Source organism: Actinospongiicola halichondriae, from assembly GCF_049103745.1.
In the GTDB taxonomy this organism is placed as follows: Bacteria; Actinomycetota; Acidimicrobiia; order Acidimicrobiales; family Salinilacustritrichaceae; genus Salinilacustrithrix; species Salinilacustrithrix halichondriae.
In genome coordinates this window covers 3359606-3377631 of record NZ_CP171622.1, presented here as the reverse complement: position 1 = coordinate 3377631, position 18026 = coordinate 3359606, and the positions used below count along the sequence as shown (strand labels likewise).

Below are 18026 nucleotides of genomic sequence, written 5' to 3'. Positions count from 1 at the left end.
GCCGGGGCCCGGCGCTCCTCCCCGCCCTAGCCTGGCCGCCATGCCCGTCGATGGTCCGCAGTACCCGGTGAACCTGGTGTTGCGTGGCCGGTCGGTCCTGGTCGTGGGCGCAGGTGCGGTGGCCGCCAACAAGATCGGGGGTCTCCTCGTCGGTGGCGCCGACACGGTGACGGTCGTGGCGCCACGGATCGCGCCCGAGATCCGGGACATGCCGGTCACCATCGAGGAGCGCCCCTACGCATCTCCGGAGGCGGCCGAGCACCGACTGGTGGTGACCGCGACCGACGATCGTGCGGTGAACCACCAGGTCTTCGTCGACGCCGACGCCGCCGGTGTGTGGGTCAACTCGGCCGATGACCCCGCCAACTGCACGTTCACGTTGCCGGCCCGGGTGCGGCGCGGACCGATCCTGTTGACCATCGCGACCGGCGGTCACAGCCCCGCTCTGGCAACCTGGCTGCGTCGTCGATTCGAAGCCGAGTTCGGACCCGAATACGATGCGCTGTTGGAGATCCTCTCGGCTGAGAGGGAACGAATCAAGGCCGATGGGCGTTCCACAGAAGGACTGCCATGGCAGGAAGCACTCGATTCCGGGATGCTCGACCTGCTGCGAAGCAACCGCACCGCTGAAGCACTGGATCTGCTGAGAACATGCCTGTCGTCGTCATCGGCCTGAACCACCGGACCGCACCGCTCGCGGTCCGCGAGGCGATGACCGTCGGCCCCGATGCCGTGGCCAAGACGTTGCACGGGCTGATGACGCGGGAGCACCTGTCCGAGGCGGTCGTCCTGTCGACCTGCAACCGGACCGAGGTCTACGCCGTCGCCGAGAAGTTCCACGGTGGCTACGCCGACATCCGCGCCGTGCTGGGTGAGGTCGCCTTCCTCGACCCCGAGGACTTCAGCGACCACCTCTACGTCCATCACGACTCGGCCGCCGCCGCCCACCTCTTCGAGGTCGTCTCCGGACTCGACTCCGCGGTTCTCGGCGAACACGAGATCCAGGGCCAGGTGAAGACGGCCTGGGAGACCTGCCGCGAAGCCGATGCCGTCGGGCCGACGCTCAACCTGCTCTTCCGCCACGCCCTCGAGGCCGGCAAGCGGGTCCGCAACGAGACCGGCATCGGCCAGGGCACCGCCTCGGTCTCCTACGCCGCCGTCGCGCTCGCCGCCGAACACCTCACCGCTCACGGCCGCGAAGGCCTGCGTGGTGCTCGGGCCATGGTGCTGGGTGTCGGCGACATGGGCTCGTCGATGGCGGCCTCGCTCGCCGACGCCGACGTCGCCGATCTCGTCATCGCCAACCGGACGTTCGACCGGGCCAAGATGGTGGCCAAGCAGCTCGACGCCCGCTCGGCCCGCTTCGCCGCCGTCCCCGACGAACTCGTCGACGCCGATGTGTTGCTGACCTCGACCGGCGCCGCCTCGGTCCTGCTCACCCGCGCCGAGGTCGCGTCGGTGGTCGAACGCCGCGACGGCCGACCGCTCCTGCTCGTCGACATCGCCGTGCCCCGCGACATCGATCCGTCGGTGGCCGACCTGCCCGGCGTGACCGTGCTCGACATGGACGATCTCACGGCGTTCGCCGACGCCGGCCTCGCCGATCGGCGCCGCGAGGTCGAAGCGGTCCGTGCGCTCCTCGACGAAGAACTCGACCGCTTCCGGTCGGCGACCTCGGCCCGCACCGTCGCGCCGGTCATCGTCGCGTTGCGCAACGCCGCCGAGAAGGCCCGTCTCGCCGAGCTCGACAAGGCCGGTCAGTCGGGGATGGACGAAGCACAGCTGGCGGCATTCGACGCCCACAGCAAGAGCCTCGTCGCCAAGATGCTCCACCAGCCGACCGTCGCCCTCCGCGACGCCGCCGGAACGGCGAAGGGCGATCGACTCATCCAGGCCCTGCGCGAACTGTTCGACATCGACGCCGGATGAAGTTGCGAGCGGCCACGCGGCAGTCGCCGCTGGCCTTGTGGCAGACCGAGCACGTCAAGGCGCTGCTCGAGGCCGCACACCCGGGCCTCGAGGTCGAGCTGGTGCCGATGACGTCGGCGCCCGACACCGACCTCACCAAGCCGATCTCCGACATCGGCGGCAAGGGCGCCTTCGCCAAGGAGGTGCAGCAGGCCGTGCTCGACGGGCGCGCCGACTTCGCCGTGCACTCGGCCAAGGACCTGCCGTCGACGACCGTGCCCGGTCTCACGCTCGGCGCGATCCCCGAACGGGGCGATGCACGCGACGTCCTCGTCGGGTGTGCGCTCGTCGACCTGCCGGTGGGGTCGATCGTCGCCACCGGTTCGAACCGCCGTCGTACCCAGCTCCAGGACCTGCGGCCCGACCTGCGGTTCGTCGAGTTGCGCGGCAACGTGCAGCGCCGGGTCGCGCAGGTCGGCATGCCGGCCGTCGGGGGACAGATCACCGCGATCATCGCCGCCGGCGCCGGCCTCCTCCGCCAGGACATGGAGCGCCGCATCAGCGACTGGCTCCCGACCTACGTGATGACCCCGCAGGTCGGCCAGGGCGCACTGGCCATCGAGTGCCGCGCCGACGACGCCGACACGGCCGAGGTCGTGGCCGCGATCGAACACGCCCCGAGCCGGCGCGAGGTCGACGCCGAACGCTCGTTCCTCGTGGCCCTCGGCGGCGACTGCGACCTACCGGCGGGTGCGCACGCCACCCTCGAAGACGACGGGATGATCGCCCTGCGCGCCGTGGTCGCGTCGATGGACGCCAGCCGCGTCGCCCGCTGCGTCGTCCGCTCGACCGACCCGTCGGCCGTCGGCCCCCTGGCGATCGACAAACTCCCCGTCACCGACCTCCTCCACTGACCCCCCAGAGACAGAACCCTTCGCTTCTGGGTGCGCGATCGGTACTCCACGGATCCCGATCGCGCACCCAGAACGAGAAGTGGGTTCTGGGGTTGCGGGTCAGGGGGTGAGGCGGCGGCGGATCTCGACGGCGACGTCGGGGCCGACGAGCGCTTCGATCTCGTCGGAGAGGGAGTCGATGACGCGCTGGTCGCCGTCGTAGGCCACCTCGCCTTCGGTGCAGCACCAGTGCATGGTCGCCCCGTCGGAACCCCAGTCGGCCCGGGACCAACGACGCAGTGAGGCCGTGTCGCCGTCCTCGTCGGTCGAACGGTCGATGCGGAGCGGGAGCTGCCAGCAGACCTCGGGCTTCCAGTCCATCGGGGCCTCGTCGGCCTCGACGGCCGCGAGGTGGAGTGCGCATCCGGCGCCGCCGGAGAACCCGGGCCGGTTGAGGAAGATGCAGGCGCCGTGACCCTCGGCATCGGCCACCACGCGGGTGTTGGTCCGGGTGCCGTCGGAGAACACGCCGCCGTCGGCGGCCTCGGCGTGGAACTGGAACCTGGCGGGGTCGAGGGTCGGGGCGAGCGCTGCGGTGAGCATGGCCTCGTCCTCGTCGAGCATCTCGGCGCCCACGGAGCAGCACCCCTGCATCAGCTCCTCGGCCGGTTCGTCGAGGATGCCGAGACAGCCGTCGCCCCACTTGCAGCGCCAGTTGGACGCGAGGAAGTCGACGTCGATGGTCCAGCGGGTCCCGTCGACCGGGTCGGTGATCTCCTCCACAGCAGATGAAAATACCGTTGCTGGCTCACAGCACGTGTGAGCGAGCGACGAGATTTTCGGGGTCAGGTGGGTTCGTTGCCGTAGATGCCGACGAAGCTGACCATCTCGCCGGGGTAGCCACCGAGGTTGTGGGTCAGGCCCAGGGTGCGTCCCTGGAGGTCGATCTGGCGGTCGCCGGCCTCGCCCCGCAGCTGGAGCCACTGTTCGTAGACCATGCGCAGCCCGGAGGCGCCGACCGGGTGGCCGAAGGCCTTGAGTCCGCCGTCGGTGTTCACCGGCAGCGCCCCGTCGAGGTCGAACGTGCCGTCCATGACCGCCTTCCACGCCGTGCCGCGCTCGACGAACCGGAGGTCCTCCATGAGGACGAGCTCGGTTGGTGTGAAGCAGTCGTGGACCGAGGCCAGAGCGAGCTGCGACATCGGGTCGGTGACCCCGGCCTGGGCGTAGGCGTCATCGGCGGCCCACTGGCACTCGGGCAACGTCGTGTAGTCGTAGTCAGGGTCGAGCGAGCCGGCACCGGTGCCGGCGACGAACGACAGCGCCTTGATGAACAGCGGCTTGTCGGTGTAGCGGTGCGCGTCCTCGGCCCGGCACAGGATCACGGCGGCGGCACCGTCGGCGACGCCGGCGCAGTCGAACACGCTCAGCCCGCCCGCCACTGCGGGCATGCCGCAGATCTTGTCGGCCGACATCTCGCGGCGGAATTGGGCCAGGGGATTCTTGACCCCGTTGGCGTGGTTCTTCGACGCGATCTGCGCACACGCATACCGGACGTCGTCCTTGCTGATCCCGTAGCGCTCGGCGTAGGCGGGCATCAGCATCGAGAACATGGCAGCGGCGGTGAGCGTGCGGTTCGTGCCGTCGGTGGGGATCGGGTAGGCGTTGAGGCCGGCGTAACCGGAGTCCTTCACCTTCTCGGCGCCGAGGGCCATCACCACGTCGTAGGCACCCGACGCCACGGCATACGCCGCCTGGCGCATCGCCTCGGAGCCGGTGGCGCAGAAGTTCTCGACCCGGGTCACGGGCTTGCCGTGGATCTTGAGCGGTCCTGCCATCGTGATGCCCGACATGCCCGACTGCGCGGTGCCGAACCAGAACGCGTCGACGTCGTCCTGGGCCACGCCAGCCGACGCGTAGGTCTGCTGGGCGGCGTCGACGATCATGTCGTCGAGGCTGTCGTCCCATCGTTCGCCGAAGGGGATGCACCCGGCGCCGATGATGGCGACCTGATCGGTGATGCCGTGACTACCCATGGGGCCGGACCTTCCAGAAGTAGTTGTGGATGCCGTCGGCGGTCGAGAGCCGACGGAACGTGGGTTCCACCCGGTCGCCCACGTCGACCGAACCGGCGTCGACGTCGGTCATTTCGAGTGGGGCTCGACCGCCACCGTCGAAGTCGATGACGGCGAAGACCACAGGCGGGCTGGGTGAGTAGGCGAGGCGATCGACGGTGATGGCCGCGATGGTCCCGGGCACGTCGGCCATGACGACGTCGTCCATGTCGTCGACGCTGCCGCCCTTCTCGGAGACCCGGGCAGGCGGGAGGTGGAGCATGCCGGTGCTGCGGTCGCGGCTGCCGGTGAAGCGAAATTTCCAGTCCTGGCGACGTTGGGCGGCCGACGCCGAGACCCGAGCGGGTCCGGGACGGTTGGGCGGCTCGACCTCGACCTGACCACGCCAGGCGAGGAACTGGCCGTAGCTGATGGGGGCGCCGGCATCGATCTGCGTGGCGACCGATCGGCGGGGCGACCAGGTGGCGACGTGTTCGGTGGTCTCGAGGATCACGACGTCGCAGCCGTCGGCCAGATGGACCATGGCGATGGTCTGGCCGGGTGTGGCCGTCTCGAGCACCGACGCCAGCGTGACGAACGGTTGGGCGACGCCAGCGTTGCCGACGGTTGCGTCGAGGTTGTCGGCCACCGTCTCGACGCCCAGCTTCTTGGTCGCACGTCCGATCGCCCTGGTGTGCATCCCGGTGACGATGAGGACGTCGATGTCGTCGACGCTGAGGTCGGCTCGTTCGAGCGCCCGACCGAAGGTGCCGACGGCGAGGTCGACGTAGGTCGACTCGGCGAAGCGCTCTTCCCAGGCTCGGGAGCGGTCGTCGCCGGGGGTGCGCCAGCGGTCGAGGATCTCGTCGGTGGCCGAGGCGTCGACCACGAACCTGGCGAGCAGCGGACCGTCGTCGGACTCGCCGACACGGACCGCGCCGCCAGCGTCGCCCCCGGTCGATTCGTCGGCGCTGGTGGGCAGGCCGCTGCGCCGGTCGGCGGCGGCGACCACGATGTCGCCGGTGGCCCGCAGCGCGGCGTTCAACGCACCGATCCCCGAGCGGAGTCCACCGCCGAAGTCGAGCGCCGGGCACGGACGGCGGATGCCGAGGGCGGCGTGGATGGCGCTGGCGTTGGTCTTGTCGACGTAGGCCGGGTCGGTCGTGGCGAACCACAGCGCCATCAGCGACGGGCCGCCGTCGGCCACGCCACCGGCGCGACAGGCCTCGACGGCCATGGTCGTCGTGTCCTCGTCGAACGACGCCACGGCCCGGGTGCCCTTGCCCCCGCCCTTGCCGAACGTGGCCGTGATCTCGCCACGGTCGAGGCGTCGGTGCGGGATGTGCGCGCCGATCGAGCGGATGCCGCGTGTCATGGTCCGATTGTCTCAGATCTCTGACGCGGTGTCAGAAACGCTTCTCAGCCGATGGCGTCGGCGGCGCGGAGTTCGGCCAGCCGTTCGGCTGACAGGCCGAGTTCGCCGCCGAGGATCTCGTCGGTGTGCTGGCCCAGCATCGGCGGCGGCGAAGCGGTCGCGTCGTCGTGGTCCGAGATCTTGACGGGGTTGCCCGGCGTCAGGACCGGTCGGTCGACGCCGTCGGTGCGGGGGATCTCGGTCAGCATGTGGCGGGCGCGGACGTGGGGGTCGTCGACGAGGTCGGCGGCCTCGAAGATCGGCGCCGCGGCGATGCCTGCGGCGGCGAGCACCTCGGCCACGGCGATGGTCGACCGGTCGCCGGCCCAGGTGCCAAGCGCCTCCCGTAAGACGTCGAGGTTGTCGACCCAGCCCTGTGCGGTCGCGAAGCGATCGTCGTCGGCCCACTCGGGGTGGCCGATGGTCTCGACGAGCTTGGCGAACTGGTGCGGCCGCCCGACCTGGATGACGACCTCGCCCGAGGCGATGGCGAAGCCGTGGTTGATCAGCGGCGGCACGTCCCGCGGATCGCGGCCCATCGAGAAGTAGTTGGGGACGATGTCGGCGAAGGCCACCATGCAGTCGAACATCGAGATGTCGACGTAGGACCCCTCGCCGGTCCGGTCCTTCTTGCGGAGCGCCGACAACAGCCCGATGGCGGCGAAGAGCCCGCTCCCGGTGTCGCCCAACGCCCCGACCGGGGAGACCTTGACCGGTTCGTCGGCGGGGCGGTTGAACGCGTACATCCCCGACATCGCCTCGGCGATGGGGGCGAACGCGGGCCAGTGTCCGTACGGCGACTCGACCGTGTTCCCGAACCCGGACACCGACACGTAGACGACACCCGGGTGGACGTCGACGATGTCGTCGTACGACAGGCCGAACTTGGCCATCCCACCGGGCTTGAAGTTCTCGGCCACGACGTCGAAGTGGGGGACGAGGTCGAGGAAGACCTGCTTGGCGTCGGGGTGCCCGAGGTCGAGGCCGATCGACCGCTTGGCCAGGTTGTTGCGCAGGTAGGTGGCGCCGACCGATGCGCCGGACTCGTCGGTCATCGACGGCTGCGAACCACGGCCGAGGTCGCCCCGGGTCGGGTGCTCGACCTTCACGACGTCGGCACCGAGGCGAGCGAGGAGCTGTGTCGCGTACGGGAGCGCCTGCATCTGTTCGACCGCGAGGATCCGGATGCCGTCGAGGGGTGCCTGCATGGAGCCAATCTGACACACCGTCAGGTCTCGGGCTGCGGTGCGCCGCCGTAAAGTCGCCCGTGTGACTGTCTTCCTCGTGGGCGCGGGCCCCGGCGACCCCGGGCTGTTGACCATGCGCGGTGCCGAGGTGCTCGGCCGGGCCGACGTGGTCGTCCACGACCGGTTGTCCGCAGCGGAACTCCTGGACCTCGCTCCCGCGACGGCGGAGCGGATCGACGTGGGCAAGGCGCCGGGCCAGGCGCGGTACACGCAGGACGAGATCACCGCGCTGCTGGTCGAGCGGGGTGCGACGGGCGAGACCGTCGTGCGGCTCAAGGGCGGCGACCCCACCGTGTTCGCACGTGGCGGCGAGGAGGCGATGGCGCTGCGCGACGCCGGCATCGCCTTCGAGTTCGTGCCCGGCGTGACCTCGGCCATCGCCGTCCCGGCCTATGCCGGTATCCCGGTCACGCAGCGCTTCTCATCGACGAGCTTCACCGTCGTCACCGGCCACGAGGACCCGTCGATCGGTGTCGAGGGTTCGGTCGACTGGGATGCGGTGGCCCGCGTCGGCGGCACGATCATCATCCTCATGGGCGTCGGCCGCATCGACAGGATCTGCGCCGCGCCTCATCGCCGCCGGCCGCGACCCCGAGACGCCCGCCGCCGCCGTCATCTGGGGCACCCGCCCCGAACAGCGCACCGTGCGCGCCACACTGGCGACGCTCCCGGACCAGGACCTCGAGCCGCCGGCCACGATCGTCGTCGGCGCAGTCGCCGGACTCGACCTGTCGTGGTTCGAGAATCGTCCGTTGTTCGGCAAGACCGTGGTCGTGACCAGGGCACGGGCGCAGTCGTCGTCGCTGTTGGCCAGCCTGCGCGAGCTCGGCGCCGACACGGTCGAGATCCCGGCCATCCGGATCGACGAGCCGGCGGACGGGGGCGCAGCATTGCGTGCTGCAGTCGCCGATCTCGCGACCTACGACTGGGTCGTCGTCACGTCGCCCAACGGCGCCCGCCGCCTCCTCGCCGAGTGCCGAGACGCTCGGGCCTTCGGCGCGGCGAAGGTCGCTGCCATCGGGCCGGGGACGGCCGAGGCGCTCGCCGAGGGCAACGTCGTCGCCGATCTCGTTCCCGAGCGCTTCGTGGCCGAGGGCCTGCTCGAGGTGTTCGCCGACGGACCCGGACGAGTGCTGCTCCCTCGTGCCGCCGAGGCACGCGACGTGCTCCCCGAAGGCCTGCGCGATCGGGGATGGGACGTCGACGTCGTCGAGGCGTACCGCACCGTCCAGGGCCGGCCGTCCGACGACGACCTCGCCCGCGCTGCCGCAGCCGACATCGTCACCTTCACGTCGTCGTCGACCGTGCGGAACTTCCTCGCCGTGTGCGACACCGTGCCGCCCGTCGTGGCCTGCATCGGTCCGATCACGGCGGCGACGGCACGCGAGCACGGCCTCACCGTCGACGTCGAGGCCGACGTCCACACCATCGACGGCCTGCTCACCGCCCTCACCACCTCGATCTCGACGTCCTGACCGTCGGCCCCCGACGGCTGTGACGTCGAGAACGGGGTTCGGGTCGTGGGGGACGGGTCGGGGAGACTGTCGCGGTGGGAAGACTCGCCGGCCTGTTGTTCGACTTCGACGGACTCGTCCTCGACACCGAGACGTCGGAGTACCTGACCGTCGCCGAGTCGTTCGCCGATCACGGCCTCGAACTGTCGCGTGACGAGTGGGTGTCGATCATCGGGACCGCGGACCACCCGCACTGGACCCAGATGCTCGAGACCGCGCTCGGTCGACCGCTGACGAACCCGGAGGAGGTGCTGGAGACCCGTCGGGCCCGCCACCATGCGCGGATCTCGAAGGAAGCGATCCGGCCGGGCGTGGTCGAGTTGGCGACCGAGGCCCGCGACTCCGGCGTCGGGGTCGCTGTCGCCTCGTCGAGCCCGTTGGACTGGGTGCTCGGCCACCTCACCCGCCTCGGCATCGACCACCTGTTCCCTGTGCGAGCCACCCGAGACGACGTCGGGCACGCGCGCACCAAGCCACACCCCGACCTCTTCCTGCTCGCGGCAGAGCGACTCGAGGTCGACCCCCGTGACTGTGTGGTCCTCGAGGACTCCGAGCCCGGGGTCACGGCAGCCAACGCCGCCGGCTGCACGACCGTGGGGGTGCCTGCGGGCATGACCGCCCACCTGCCCTTCGGCCATGCCGACCTCGTCGTGCCCTCGCTGGCCGAGGTCACCCTCGCCGACCTCGTCGCGTTGCTCCCCTCGTAGGCTGGCCGGTCGTGAGCTTCCCCGCGAGACGACTCCGACGACTCCGCCGCACCCCGGCCCTGCGCCGGATGGTGTCCGAGACCCGACTCGGGGTCGACGACCTGATCGCCCCGCTGTTCGTGCGGGAGGGCATCGACACGCCGCAGCCGATCGACAGCCTCCCTGGCGTCGTCCAGCACACGATCGACAGCCTCAAGCAGGAAGTCCGCGAGCTCCGAGACCTCGGCGTGCCGAGCGTGATCCTCTTCGGCGTGCCCGAGACCAAGGACGCCATCGGCAGCGGCGCCAGCGACCCCGACGGCATCGTCCAGGTCGCGCTGCGCGAACTGCGAGACGACGTCGGCGACGACGTGGTCCTGATCGCCGATCTGTGCGTCGACGAGTACACCGACCACGGTCACTGCGGCATCGTCCGCGACGACGGCACGGTCGACAACGACGCCACCCTCGACCTCTACGCCGCGGCCGCCGTCGCGCAGGCTCGTGCCGGCGCCGACATCACCGCGCCCAGCGGGATGATGGACGGCCAGGTCGCCGCGATCCGCGACGCCCTCGACGCCGACGGACACGTCGAGATCCCGATCCTCGCCTACGCGGCCAAGTTCGCGAGCGCCCTCTACGGCCCGTTCCGCGACGCGGTCGACGTCACGATCGCCGACGGGGGCGACCGCAAGGGCTACCAGCAGGACCCGGCCAACGCGCGCGAGGCCATGGCCGAGATCCAGGCCGACCTCGACGAGGGCGCCGACATCGTGATGGTCAAGCCGGCGCTCGCGTATCTGGACGTCATCGCCGAGGCCCGGGCCACCGTCGACGTCCCGATCGCCGCCTATCACGTGTCCGGTGAGTACGCGATGGTCCACGCGGCCGCCGAGCGTGGGTGGATCGACGGTGACGCCGTGATGGCGGAACACCTGCTGTCGATCAAGCGGGCCGGCGCCGACCTCATCCTCACCTACGCCGCCCGATCCATCGCCGAAGCCGCGCAGTAGAGAAGGAACGCAGTGACCACGAACGAGCAACTCCACCAGCGCGCCATCGCCCACATCCCGGGCGGGGTCAACTCACCCATCCGGGCGTGGAACGCCGTCGGAGGGACCCCGTACTTCGTGCAGCGCGCCGAGGGCGCACGTCTCTGGGACGTCGAGGGCAACGAGTACCTCGACCTGGTGCAGAGCTACGGCGCCGTCATCGCCGGCCACGCCCACCCGGCAATCGTCGCTGCCGTGCAAGATGCCGCCACCCGTGGCACCAGCTACGGCGCGACCACCGAGGGCGAGGTCCGCATCGCCGAGGAGATCTGCCGTCGGGTCGCGTCGGTCGAGAAGGTCCGTCTGGTGTCGTCGGGCACCGAGGCGACGATGTCGGCCATCCGACTGGCCCGCGGCCACACCGGGCGCACGACCCTGGTGAAGTTCGCCGGCAACTATCACGGCCACGGCGATGCACTGCTCGCCCAGTCGGGGTCCGCCCTCGCGGTGTTCGGCCTCCCCGACTCGGTCGGCGTCACGGCGGCGACCGTGGCCGACACCCGAGTCGTTCCCTACAACCAGGTCCCGACGCTCGACGACACGGTGGCCGCGGTGATCGTCGAGCCGGTCGCCGCCAACATGGGCCTGGTCGCCCCGGTCGACGGCTTCCTCCAGGGACTGCGCGACGAGTGTGACCGCGTCGGCGCGCTCTTGATCTTCGACGAGGTCATCACCGGTTTCCGCGTGGCGAAGGGCGGCGCCCAGGAGTTGTTCGGGATCGACGCCGACATCACGTGCTTCGGCAAGGTCATCGGTGGCGGGCTGAACATCGGCGCCTACGGCGGCCGGACCGAGATCATGGACTCGATGGCGCCCGACGGCCCGGTGTTCCAGGCCGGCACCCTCTCGGGCAACCCGCTCGCCACCGCTGCCGGTCTCGCCGCCCTCGACCTCCTCGACGACGCTGCCTACGTGCAGCTCCGAGCGAGCGCCGCTCGGCTCGCGGGTCATCTCGAGAAGGCCTTCGCCGACGCCGGCGTCGCGGCCGTGATCCCGCAGGTGTCGAGCCTCGTCGGTGTCCACCTCGGCGCCGAGGAAGCGCACACCTACGACGAGGCGAAGTCGACCGACGAGGCGTTCTTCGGGCGCTTCTTCCACGCCATGCTCGACCGTGGCGTCGCCATGGCACCAGGCGCCTACGAGGTGTTGTTCCCCGGCCTCGCCCACACCGACGACGTCGTCGACGCCATCGGCGCGGCGGCCGTCGAGGCCGCGCTCGTCAGCAGGGGCTGACACCGCCCCGTCGGCGGGGTACGGTCTCCTGTCCGAACAATGGCGAGACCCGGCGGGAGTCGAAGATGAACAAGAAGATGATGCGCGCACTGGCAGCGATGGCGGTGTTGCTGGCGCCACTGGCGTTGGCAGGTCCGGCAGGCAGTGCCCCGGGCGGTGACTCGAACATCGCGGTGTTCGACAACGACGACTACGGGGACTCCGACCAGGAGACGGCGCTCGTCATCGCCGACCTCGAGGCCGGCGGCCACAACGTCACGACCTTCGACGGCATCACGGCCGCCGAGATCACCGCAGCACTCGACGGCCAGAACGTCCTGGTCATCCCCGAGCTCGAGGGCGGTGACGACGGCGCCTTGATCGCCGATCTCGATGACGACGCCGAGGCGGTCATCGCCGACTTCGTGGACGGTGGCGGCCGGATCGTGTTCTTCGGCTCCAGCGAGCCCGACGCCGAGATCAACGGCCTCTTCGGCTTCTCCGTGTCGACGAGCGATGACGGGGATGCGTGCGACGAGCCTGAGGACGACGACGTGGACGTGACTGCGGCGGCGACTGCGGGCTGCAACCGGGTCGACACCGACACCGAGTTGCACGACGGCCCGGCGACGCTGCTCTACGTCAACGACACCACGACGCTGTCGATCGCCAGCCTGCCCGAAGGCTCGACGGTCCCGTACGTCGACAACAACAACGCCGACGGCGCTGCCGTCGCGCTGATGCCCTTCGGTGACGGCATGGTCGTCTTCCTCGGCTACGACTGGTTCCCCGACTTCGACGAGGAAGAAGACGGCGAGGTCGAGGATGTCCGCCCCGACGACGCTGGCGACCAGAGCGACGCCGGCCGGGTCTCGGCGTTCGCCGAGGGCGACGACCCCCAGTACGACGACTGGGAAGCCGTGCTCGATGCGGTGGTCTCGCAGCCGATCGTGACGATCAGCGACGTCTCCGTCGACGAGGGTGGCGACGCGGTCTTCACCGTCTCGATCGACGGTCCGTCGAGCCAGCCGGTGTTCGTCGCGCTGGCGACGAGCGACGGATCGGCCACCGGTCCCGACGACTTCGAGCCGAACGCTGCCTCGGTCACCATCGAGCCGGGCGCGACCAGCGCGACCTTCACGGTCCCGACGGTCGACGACGACGCCGAAGAAGCCGCCGAGACGTTCACCCTCACCGGCGACACCTCCCTCTGGGGCATCGTCGCCGGTCCCGGCACGGCGACCATCGCCGCGAGCGATGCGGCGCCGGTCGACTCCGGTGCGGTCGACTCGAGCGGTCAGACCCCGGCGGCGACGCCGACGGTGGCGAACCCCACCTTCACCGGCTGATCCGGTCTCCTGCCCTTCTGGCCACATTGGGGGTGGCCAGAAGGGCATGACCGTCGTCACTCATCTTTCGGTCAGCCATCGGTGATCTGACGTTGTTCTGATGGCAACGCTGCGGTGCAAGGCCATGCGGCGCAGGGCGGAGAACTCCGTCCACCATGGAACACAACGAATCATCCGGGGCCCCTGACCACCGACGGCGACGACATCGTCTGATCGCCTTGGCGATACTCCCGGCACTGCTGGGGGCTGCGCTCTTCTTCCGAGTCACGGGCGGGGAGGGGTCATCGGCCGATCCCGCAGCCACGCCGACGCAGGCGGTCGCGGCGCGTGTCGCCGACGAGGGCGCACCACTGGGACCCGACGACATCCCGCCCGGGCCGACCGAGGAGTCGCGTCCCGGCCTGCCGACGCTCTCCGTCGTCACCGGGCCAAGCGTCAGCGACGACACCGGTGCGCCCGACGGCTCGTCGGCCGACGACCCGACGCCGGTCGGACTCCATCCGGAGGACGGCGTCTTCTGGAACGGCTCGTTCGTCGAGCGCGGGGCCGTGGTCGACGCCAGCCTCTGTGACATCGCCGGTCCGTGCTTCGAGTACCCGCTCGAGGTCTCCGAAGCCGGTGCGCGCCTGCGAGTCGCCATCGACACGCCGAGTCGGGAGGACACCTTCGTGGTGGAGATCCTCGACCCGGCCGGCGACGTCGTCGCCTCGACCTCGAACGCGGGCCAGTTCAACGCCGAGGCCTTCCTCGACGAGCCCGAGGCCGGGGCGTACTCGGTCCGGGTCATCCCCCAGACGGTCGAGGATGCGGCGTTCCGGATGCGGGCCAAGCTCGAGCGCGAGCTGGCACCGGTGCCGGAAGGTCGCGTGGCGATGCTCCCGAACCTGCAGGTGGTGCCGCCGTATGAGTTCGGCTTCGCCGCCCCGGTCACGCCGAACGGGTCGTACCCACCCGACGTCGCGAACCCCGCAGCCTCGGTCGGCGGCCACGACCTCTACTCCTGCACGCAGGACGAGGCCGCACCCGTCGCCCTCGGAGGCTCAGGAGCGGTCGACTGTCTCCGGCTCACCAGCGGCCCGATGAACGTCGGCCCCGGCCCCTTCGACATGCGGTTCACGTTCATCGAGGACATGGTCGACGGCACGGCCGAACCCGCGTACCTACGCGGACCGATCTTCCAGACGGTCCACTACTCCGACGACTTCGAGGAGCTGCGGGAGGCGGGCAACTACATCTTCCACACCACGCACGCGCACTTCCACGACGAGAACATCCTCACCTACGAGGGTTACGACGTGGTCGACGCGACGACCGGTGAACTCGAGAAGTTCGGCTCGGGCACCAAGTCGGGGTTCTGCCCCGCCGACCAGCTCTTCGGTGACTGGTTCGCCTTCGACCAGGCGATCCGCGGTGACTTCGGCGAAGGCGACACGCCCACCGGCAACTGCTTCGATCCGAAGGACGGCCTCCTCGGCCTGACCAGCGGTTGGGGCGACGTCTACCGCTGGCAGCGTCCCGGGCAGTACGTCGAGTTCGACGGGAAGGGCGACGGCCTCTACGTGATCCGATCGACCGTCGACGCGGCCGATGCGATCCTCGAGACCGACGAGACCGACAACACCAGCTACGCGCTGATCAAGATCGTGGGTCGGAAGGTCGACATCATCGAGCGTGGCCGCGGCATGGACCCGTGGGATCCGGAGAAGGTCGTCTACGACGGTGACGGGCCGGCGTCGGTGCGCTGACCCGGGGACACCATGGCATCGGCGGCGGGGACTACTCGTCCTCGTCGTCGATGACCTCGGGCAGGCGCTCGTCGAGGGCGGCCTCGGCCTTCTCGGTCGACACACCCATCGACAGGGCGAGCTCGGCGACGAGCAGCCCCCGAGCGTGGAGATAGAGCGTCTTCTCCGACGGAGACAGGTGTTTGCGATCGCGTCGCACGGCGAGGTTGCGCACGACCTCGGCCAGCTGCCAGACGTCGCCGTCGTTCATGCGCCGCTGGTTGTTCTTCATGCGGCGTGAGAAGTTCGACGGGATGCGCACGTCGTGGTCGGCCAGCAGCTCGAAGAGGTCGTCGAGTTCGTCCTTGGCCGTGGGCTCGCGGACGCCGATCTCCTCGGCCTCGTCGACGGGCACCCAGACCCGCAGGTCCTGGAGTTCGAGGTCGACCACGAAGTAGTCGCGCTCGACGTCACCGACCGTCTTGGTGACCACGTCGACGATCGTGCCGGCCCCGTGCTGGGGGTAGATGACCGGATCGCCCTTGGTGAAAGGCGTGGTGACGGTGGGCATGAGCGACTCCTGTCCCGAGACTGGTGCGCCTTCCACCATGCCGGGCCCGATCCCGATTCCCAACGTGGCTCCGTAGGGTGGTCCCGTGCAGCTCGGAATGATCGGACTCGGACGGATGGGCGCCAACATGGCCGAACGGCTGCGTGGCGGTGGGCACGAGGTGGTCGGCTACGACCCGTTCAGCGACGCCACCGACGTCGCCACCCTCGAAGCCCTGTGCGATCGGCTCGAACCTCCGCGCACGGTCTGGGTCATGGTCCCGGCGGGAGCGCCGACGGACGAGACGATGGTGCAGCTCACCGCGGTGCTCGCCGCCGGCGACCTGGTCGTGAACGGGGGCAACACCCGCTGGACCGAGTCGATCGGCCACGGTGCGGCGTTCGCCGAAGCCGGCATCGGTTTCGTCGACGCCGGCGTCTCGGGTGGCGTCTGGGGCCTGGAGAACGGTTACGCGTTGATGGTCGGGGGCACCGACGACGACGTCGCTCGCATCCGTCCGGCGCTGCAGACGCTCTCGCCCGACGACCCCGACGGCAAGGGCCTGGCCCACGTCGGCCCGGTCGGCTCGGGTCACTTCACGAAGATGGTCCACAACGGCATCGAGTACGCGGTGATGCAGGCCTTCGCCGAGGGCTACGAGCTGATGGCCCGGACCGAACTCGACATCGACCTGCCGGCGACCATGCGCTCGTGGCAGGAGGGTTCGGTCATCCGGTCGTGGCTGCTCGATCTCTTCGTCCGCGCGCTCGACGCGCACCCCGGGTTCGCCGACCTCGACGACGTCGCCAAGGACTCCGGCGAGGGGCGCTGGACGGTCGAGGCCGCGATCGATGCCGGGGTGCCGGTCCCCGCGATCGCCTCGGCGCTCTTCGCCCGGTTCGAGTCGCAGCACGACGAGTCGCTCACGATGAAGGCGGTTGCCGCGCTGCGCGAGCAGTTCGGTGGCCATGCCGTCGTGTTGGCCGACGGCGACCCGACCAAGAAGACGATCCACCGCGACGGTGAGGACCGGGCGTGACCGCCAACGACGCCGTGGTCCTCTTCGGCGCCACCGGCGACCTGGCCCGCAAGAAGCTGTTCCCGGCGCTCTACCAGATGGTGGTCGACGGCTCGCTCGACGACGCCGTCCCGGTCGTCGGCGTCTCGTCGTCCGACTGGTCGGACGACGAACTCCGCGAGCGCATCCGCGAGTCAGTGGCCGAGCGGGTCGACGAGGTCGACGACGCGGCGCTCACCTCGCTGTGCGACCGCTCGCGCTACGTCGCCGGCGACTACCGCGAGGCCGACACCTTCGACCGTCTCTCCGAGGTCCTCGACGGCGTCGACGCGCCGATCTTCTACCTGGCGATCCCGCCGTCGCTCTTCGACGACGTGGTCCAGGGCCTGGCGCGCGTCGGCCTCCACGACAACGGACGGGTCGTGGTCGAGAAGCCCTTCGGCCGTGACCGGGCGTCGGCCACCGAACTCGACGACGTGATCCATCAGGCGTTCCCCGAAGAGCGGGTGTTCCGCATCGATCACTTCCTCGGCAAGGAGGCGATCGAGAACCTGCTCGTCTTCCGGTTCGCCAACTCGCTCCTCGAGCCGGTCTGGAACCGCAACTTCATCCAGTCGGTGCAGATCACGATGGCCGAGGACTTCGGTGTCGAGGGCCGCGGCAAGTTCTACGACTCGGTGGGTGCGCTCAAGGACGTGGTCCAGAACCACCTGCTCCAGATCGTCTCGTTCCTCGCCATGGAGCCTCCCGCCGGCGCCGACGCCCGTTCGCTGCGCGACGAGAAGGTGAAGCTGTTCCGCCAGATCGAGACCCTCGGCAGCGACCAGATCGTGCGGGGGCAGTACCGCGACTACGTCGACGAGCCCGGCGTGCAGGCCGGCAGCGACACCGAGACGTTCGTCGCCACCCGGTTCGAGATCGACTCGTGGCGGTGGGCGGGTGTGCCCTGGCTCATCCGGACCGGCAAGGGGCTCCCCGTCACCCAGACCGAAGCGGTCGTCGAGTTCAACGCCCCGCCCCGACTGCTGTTCGCTCCCGAGGGGACACAGGCGCCGCACCCCAACCACGTCCTGTTCCGACTGAACCGCGACGCCGGGGTGACGTTCGGTCTCCAGGTCAAGAAGGCGGGCGACGACCTCGTGGCCGAGAGCGCCGACCTCGACATGTCGTTCAGCGACGACGGCGGCAAGCGGCGGGAGGCGTACCAGCGACTCCTCGAGGACGCCATGGTCGGCGACGCCCGGCGCTTCGCCCGTGAGGACGGGATCGACCAGCAGTGGCGCATCGTCGACGACGTGTTGACCGATCACCCGCCGGTCGAGCTCTACCACTCCGGTACGTGGGGTCCGTCGTCGGCCGACCGCCTGGCGTCCGACGTCGGCGGGTGGCACGACCCGTCGTGAGT

General features: G+C 70.1%; 16 protein-coding genes and 1 pseudogene. 12 read left to right on the top strand and 5 right to left on the bottom strand.

The genetic code is table 11. The annotated features are described in order from the left end of the window. Positions 1 to 40 precede the first annotated feature (40 nt). From AB8619_RS16690 to hemC, 3 genes are read left to right on the top strand one after another with little or no spacing between them, the layout of a single operon-like run. Positions 41 to 676, top strand: a complete 636-nt coding sequence (locus AB8619_RS16690; RefSeq protein ID WP_436793759.1) for a precorrin-2 dehydrogenase/sirohydrochlorin ferrochelatase family protein — start codon at positions 41 to 43, stop codon at positions 674 to 676. Then, a complete protein-coding gene (gene hemA, locus AB8619_RS16685) occupies positions 652 to 1929 on the top strand; it encodes a glutamyl-tRNA reductase (RefSeq protein WP_436793758.1) in 1278 nt (425 codons plus the stop codon). The genes AB8619_RS16690 and hemA overlap by 25 nt, the downstream gene beginning before the upstream one ends. After that, positions 1926 to 2822: a hydroxymethylbilane synthase gene (gene hemC, locus AB8619_RS16680; protein WP_436793757.1), complete on the top strand. Its 897-nt coding sequence runs from the start codon at positions 1926 to 1928 to the stop codon at positions 2820 to 2822. Before hemA ends, hemC begins: the two co-directional genes overlap by 4 nt. A 99-nt stretch (positions 2823 to 2921) precedes the next feature. Here hemC and AB8619_RS16675 read toward each other — a convergent pair whose 3' ends face one another. The 4 genes from AB8619_RS16675 to AB8619_RS16660 form a co-directional block, all read right to left on the bottom strand. Then, positions 2922 to 3584 (bottom strand): hypothetical protein, encoded by a 663-nt coding sequence (locus tag AB8619_RS16675; protein ID WP_436793756.1) that lies wholly within the window; start codon positions 3582 to 3584, stop codon positions 2922 to 2924. Positions 3585 to 3646: 62 nt separating this feature from the next. Further along, positions 3647 to 4837 (bottom strand): acetyl-CoA acetyltransferase, encoded by a 1191-nt coding sequence (locus AB8619_RS16670; RefSeq protein ID WP_436793755.1) that lies wholly within the window; start codon positions 4835 to 4837, stop codon positions 3647 to 3649. Next, positions 4830 to 6230 carry an OB-fold domain-containing protein gene (locus AB8619_RS16665; protein ID WP_436793754.1) on the bottom strand — a complete coding sequence of 467 codons (1401 nt, stop codon included), beginning with the start codon at positions 6228 to 6230 and terminating at the stop codon, positions 4830 to 4832. The genes AB8619_RS16670 and AB8619_RS16665 overlap by 8 nt, the downstream gene beginning before the upstream one ends. 44 nt (positions 6231 to 6274) lie before the next feature. After that, on the bottom strand, positions 6275 to 7477 hold the full coding sequence (locus AB8619_RS16660) for a CaiB/BaiF CoA transferase family protein (protein WP_436793753.1): 1203 nt from the start codon (positions 7475 to 7477) through the stop codon (positions 6275 to 6277). A gap of 112 nt (positions 7478 to 7589) precedes the next feature. Between AB8619_RS16660 and AB8619_RS16655 the strand changes: the two are divergent. The 7 genes and pseudogenes from AB8619_RS16655 to AB8619_RS16625 all read left to right on the top strand — a co-directional run. After that, a pseudogene (locus AB8619_RS16655) lies at positions 7590 to 8036 on the top strand (uroporphyrinogen-III C-methyltransferase); the annotation flags it as partial. After that, on the top strand, positions 8011 to 8991 hold the full coding sequence (locus AB8619_RS16650) for a uroporphyrinogen-III synthase (protein WP_436793752.1): 981 nt from the start codon (positions 8011 to 8013) through the stop codon (positions 8989 to 8991). The pseudogene AB8619_RS16655 and the gene AB8619_RS16650, both read left to right, overlap by 26 nt. Before the next feature lie 74 nt (positions 8992 to 9065). Then, positions 9066 to 9737 (top strand): HAD family hydrolase, encoded by a 672-nt coding sequence (locus AB8619_RS16645; RefSeq protein WP_436793751.1) that lies wholly within the window; start codon positions 9066 to 9068, stop codon positions 9735 to 9737. Positions 9738 to 9748: 11 nt separating this feature from the next. Then, complete coding sequence (gene hemB / locus AB8619_RS16640) at positions 9749 to 10729, top strand: porphobilinogen synthase (protein WP_436793750.1); 981 nt, start codon at positions 9749 to 9751, stop codon at positions 10727 to 10729. Positions 10730 to 10741: 12 nt separating this feature from the next. Further along, a complete protein-coding gene (locus AB8619_RS16635) occupies positions 10742 to 12001 on the top strand; it encodes a glutamate-1-semialdehyde 2,1-aminomutase (RefSeq protein ID WP_436793749.1) in 1260 nt (419 codons plus the stop codon). Between the two features lie 65 nt (positions 12002 to 12066). Further along, a complete protein-coding gene (locus AB8619_RS16630) occupies positions 12067 to 13329 on the top strand; it encodes a Calx-beta domain-containing protein (RefSeq protein ID WP_436793748.1) in 1263 nt (420 codons plus the stop codon). A gap of 218 nt (positions 13330 to 13547) precedes the next feature. Continuing rightward, positions 13548 to 15074 carry a lysyl oxidase family protein gene (locus AB8619_RS16625; RefSeq protein WP_436793747.1) on the top strand — a complete coding sequence of 509 codons (1527 nt, stop codon included), beginning with the start codon at positions 13548 to 13550 and terminating at the stop codon, positions 15072 to 15074. A 31-nt stretch (positions 15075 to 15105) separates the two neighbouring features. On the opposite strand, the gene AB8619_RS16620 is transcribed toward AB8619_RS16625, so the two are convergent. After that, positions 15106 to 15624, bottom strand: a complete 519-nt coding sequence (locus AB8619_RS16620; RefSeq protein WP_436793746.1) for a CarD family transcriptional regulator — start codon at positions 15622 to 15624, stop codon at positions 15106 to 15108. An 85-nt stretch (positions 15625 to 15709) separates the two neighbouring features. On the opposite strand from AB8619_RS16620, the gene gnd reads away from it, so the two are divergent. Then, positions 15710 to 16642 carry a phosphogluconate dehydrogenase (NAD(+)-dependent, decarboxylating) gene (gene gnd, locus AB8619_RS16615; RefSeq protein WP_436793745.1) on the top strand — a complete coding sequence of 311 codons (933 nt, stop codon included), beginning with the start codon at positions 15710 to 15712 and terminating at the stop codon, positions 16640 to 16642. Beyond that, a complete protein-coding gene (zwf, locus tag AB8619_RS16610; RefSeq protein ID WP_436793744.1) occupies positions 16639 to 18024 on the top strand; it encodes a glucose-6-phosphate dehydrogenase in 1386 nt (461 codons plus the stop codon). Before gnd ends, zwf begins: the two co-directional genes overlap by 4 nt. Positions 18025 to 18026 lie beyond the last annotated feature (2 nt).

Excerpts from the sequence above, each read along its gene's own strand:
- AB8619_RS16690 (WP_436793759.1), top strand. The coding sequence starts at position 41 with ATGCCCGTCGATGGTCCGCAGTACCCGGTGAACCTGGTGTTGCGTGGC.
- hemA (WP_436793758.1), top strand. The coding sequence starts at position 652 with ATGCCTGTCGTCGTCATCGGCCTGAACCACCGGACCGCACCGCTCGCG.
- hemC (WP_436793757.1), top strand. The coding sequence starts at position 1,926 with ATGAAGTTGCGAGCGGCCACGCGGCAGTCGCCGCTGGCCTTGTGGCAG.
- AB8619_RS16670 (WP_436793755.1), bottom strand. The coding sequence starts at position 4,837 with ATGGGTAGTCACGGCATCACCGATCAGGTCGCCATCATCGGCGCCGGG.
- AB8619_RS16665 (WP_436793754.1), bottom strand. The coding sequence starts at position 6,230 with ATGACACGCGGCATCCGCTCGATCGGCGCGCACATCCCGCACCGACGC.
- AB8619_RS16660 (WP_436793753.1), bottom strand. The coding sequence starts at position 7,477 with ATGCAGGCACCCCTCGACGGCATCCGGATCCTCGCGGTCGAACAGATG.
- AB8619_RS16650 (WP_436793752.1), top strand. The coding sequence starts at position 8,011 with ATGCGGTGGCCCGCGTCGGCGGCACGATCATCATCCTCATGGGCGTCG.
- AB8619_RS16630 (WP_436793748.1), top strand. The coding sequence starts at position 12,067 with ATGAACAAGAAGATGATGCGCGCACTGGCAGCGATGGCGGTGTTGCTG.
- AB8619_RS16620 (WP_436793746.1), bottom strand. The coding sequence starts at position 15,624 with ATGCCCACCGTCACCACGCCTTTCACCAAGGGCGATCCGGTCATCTAC.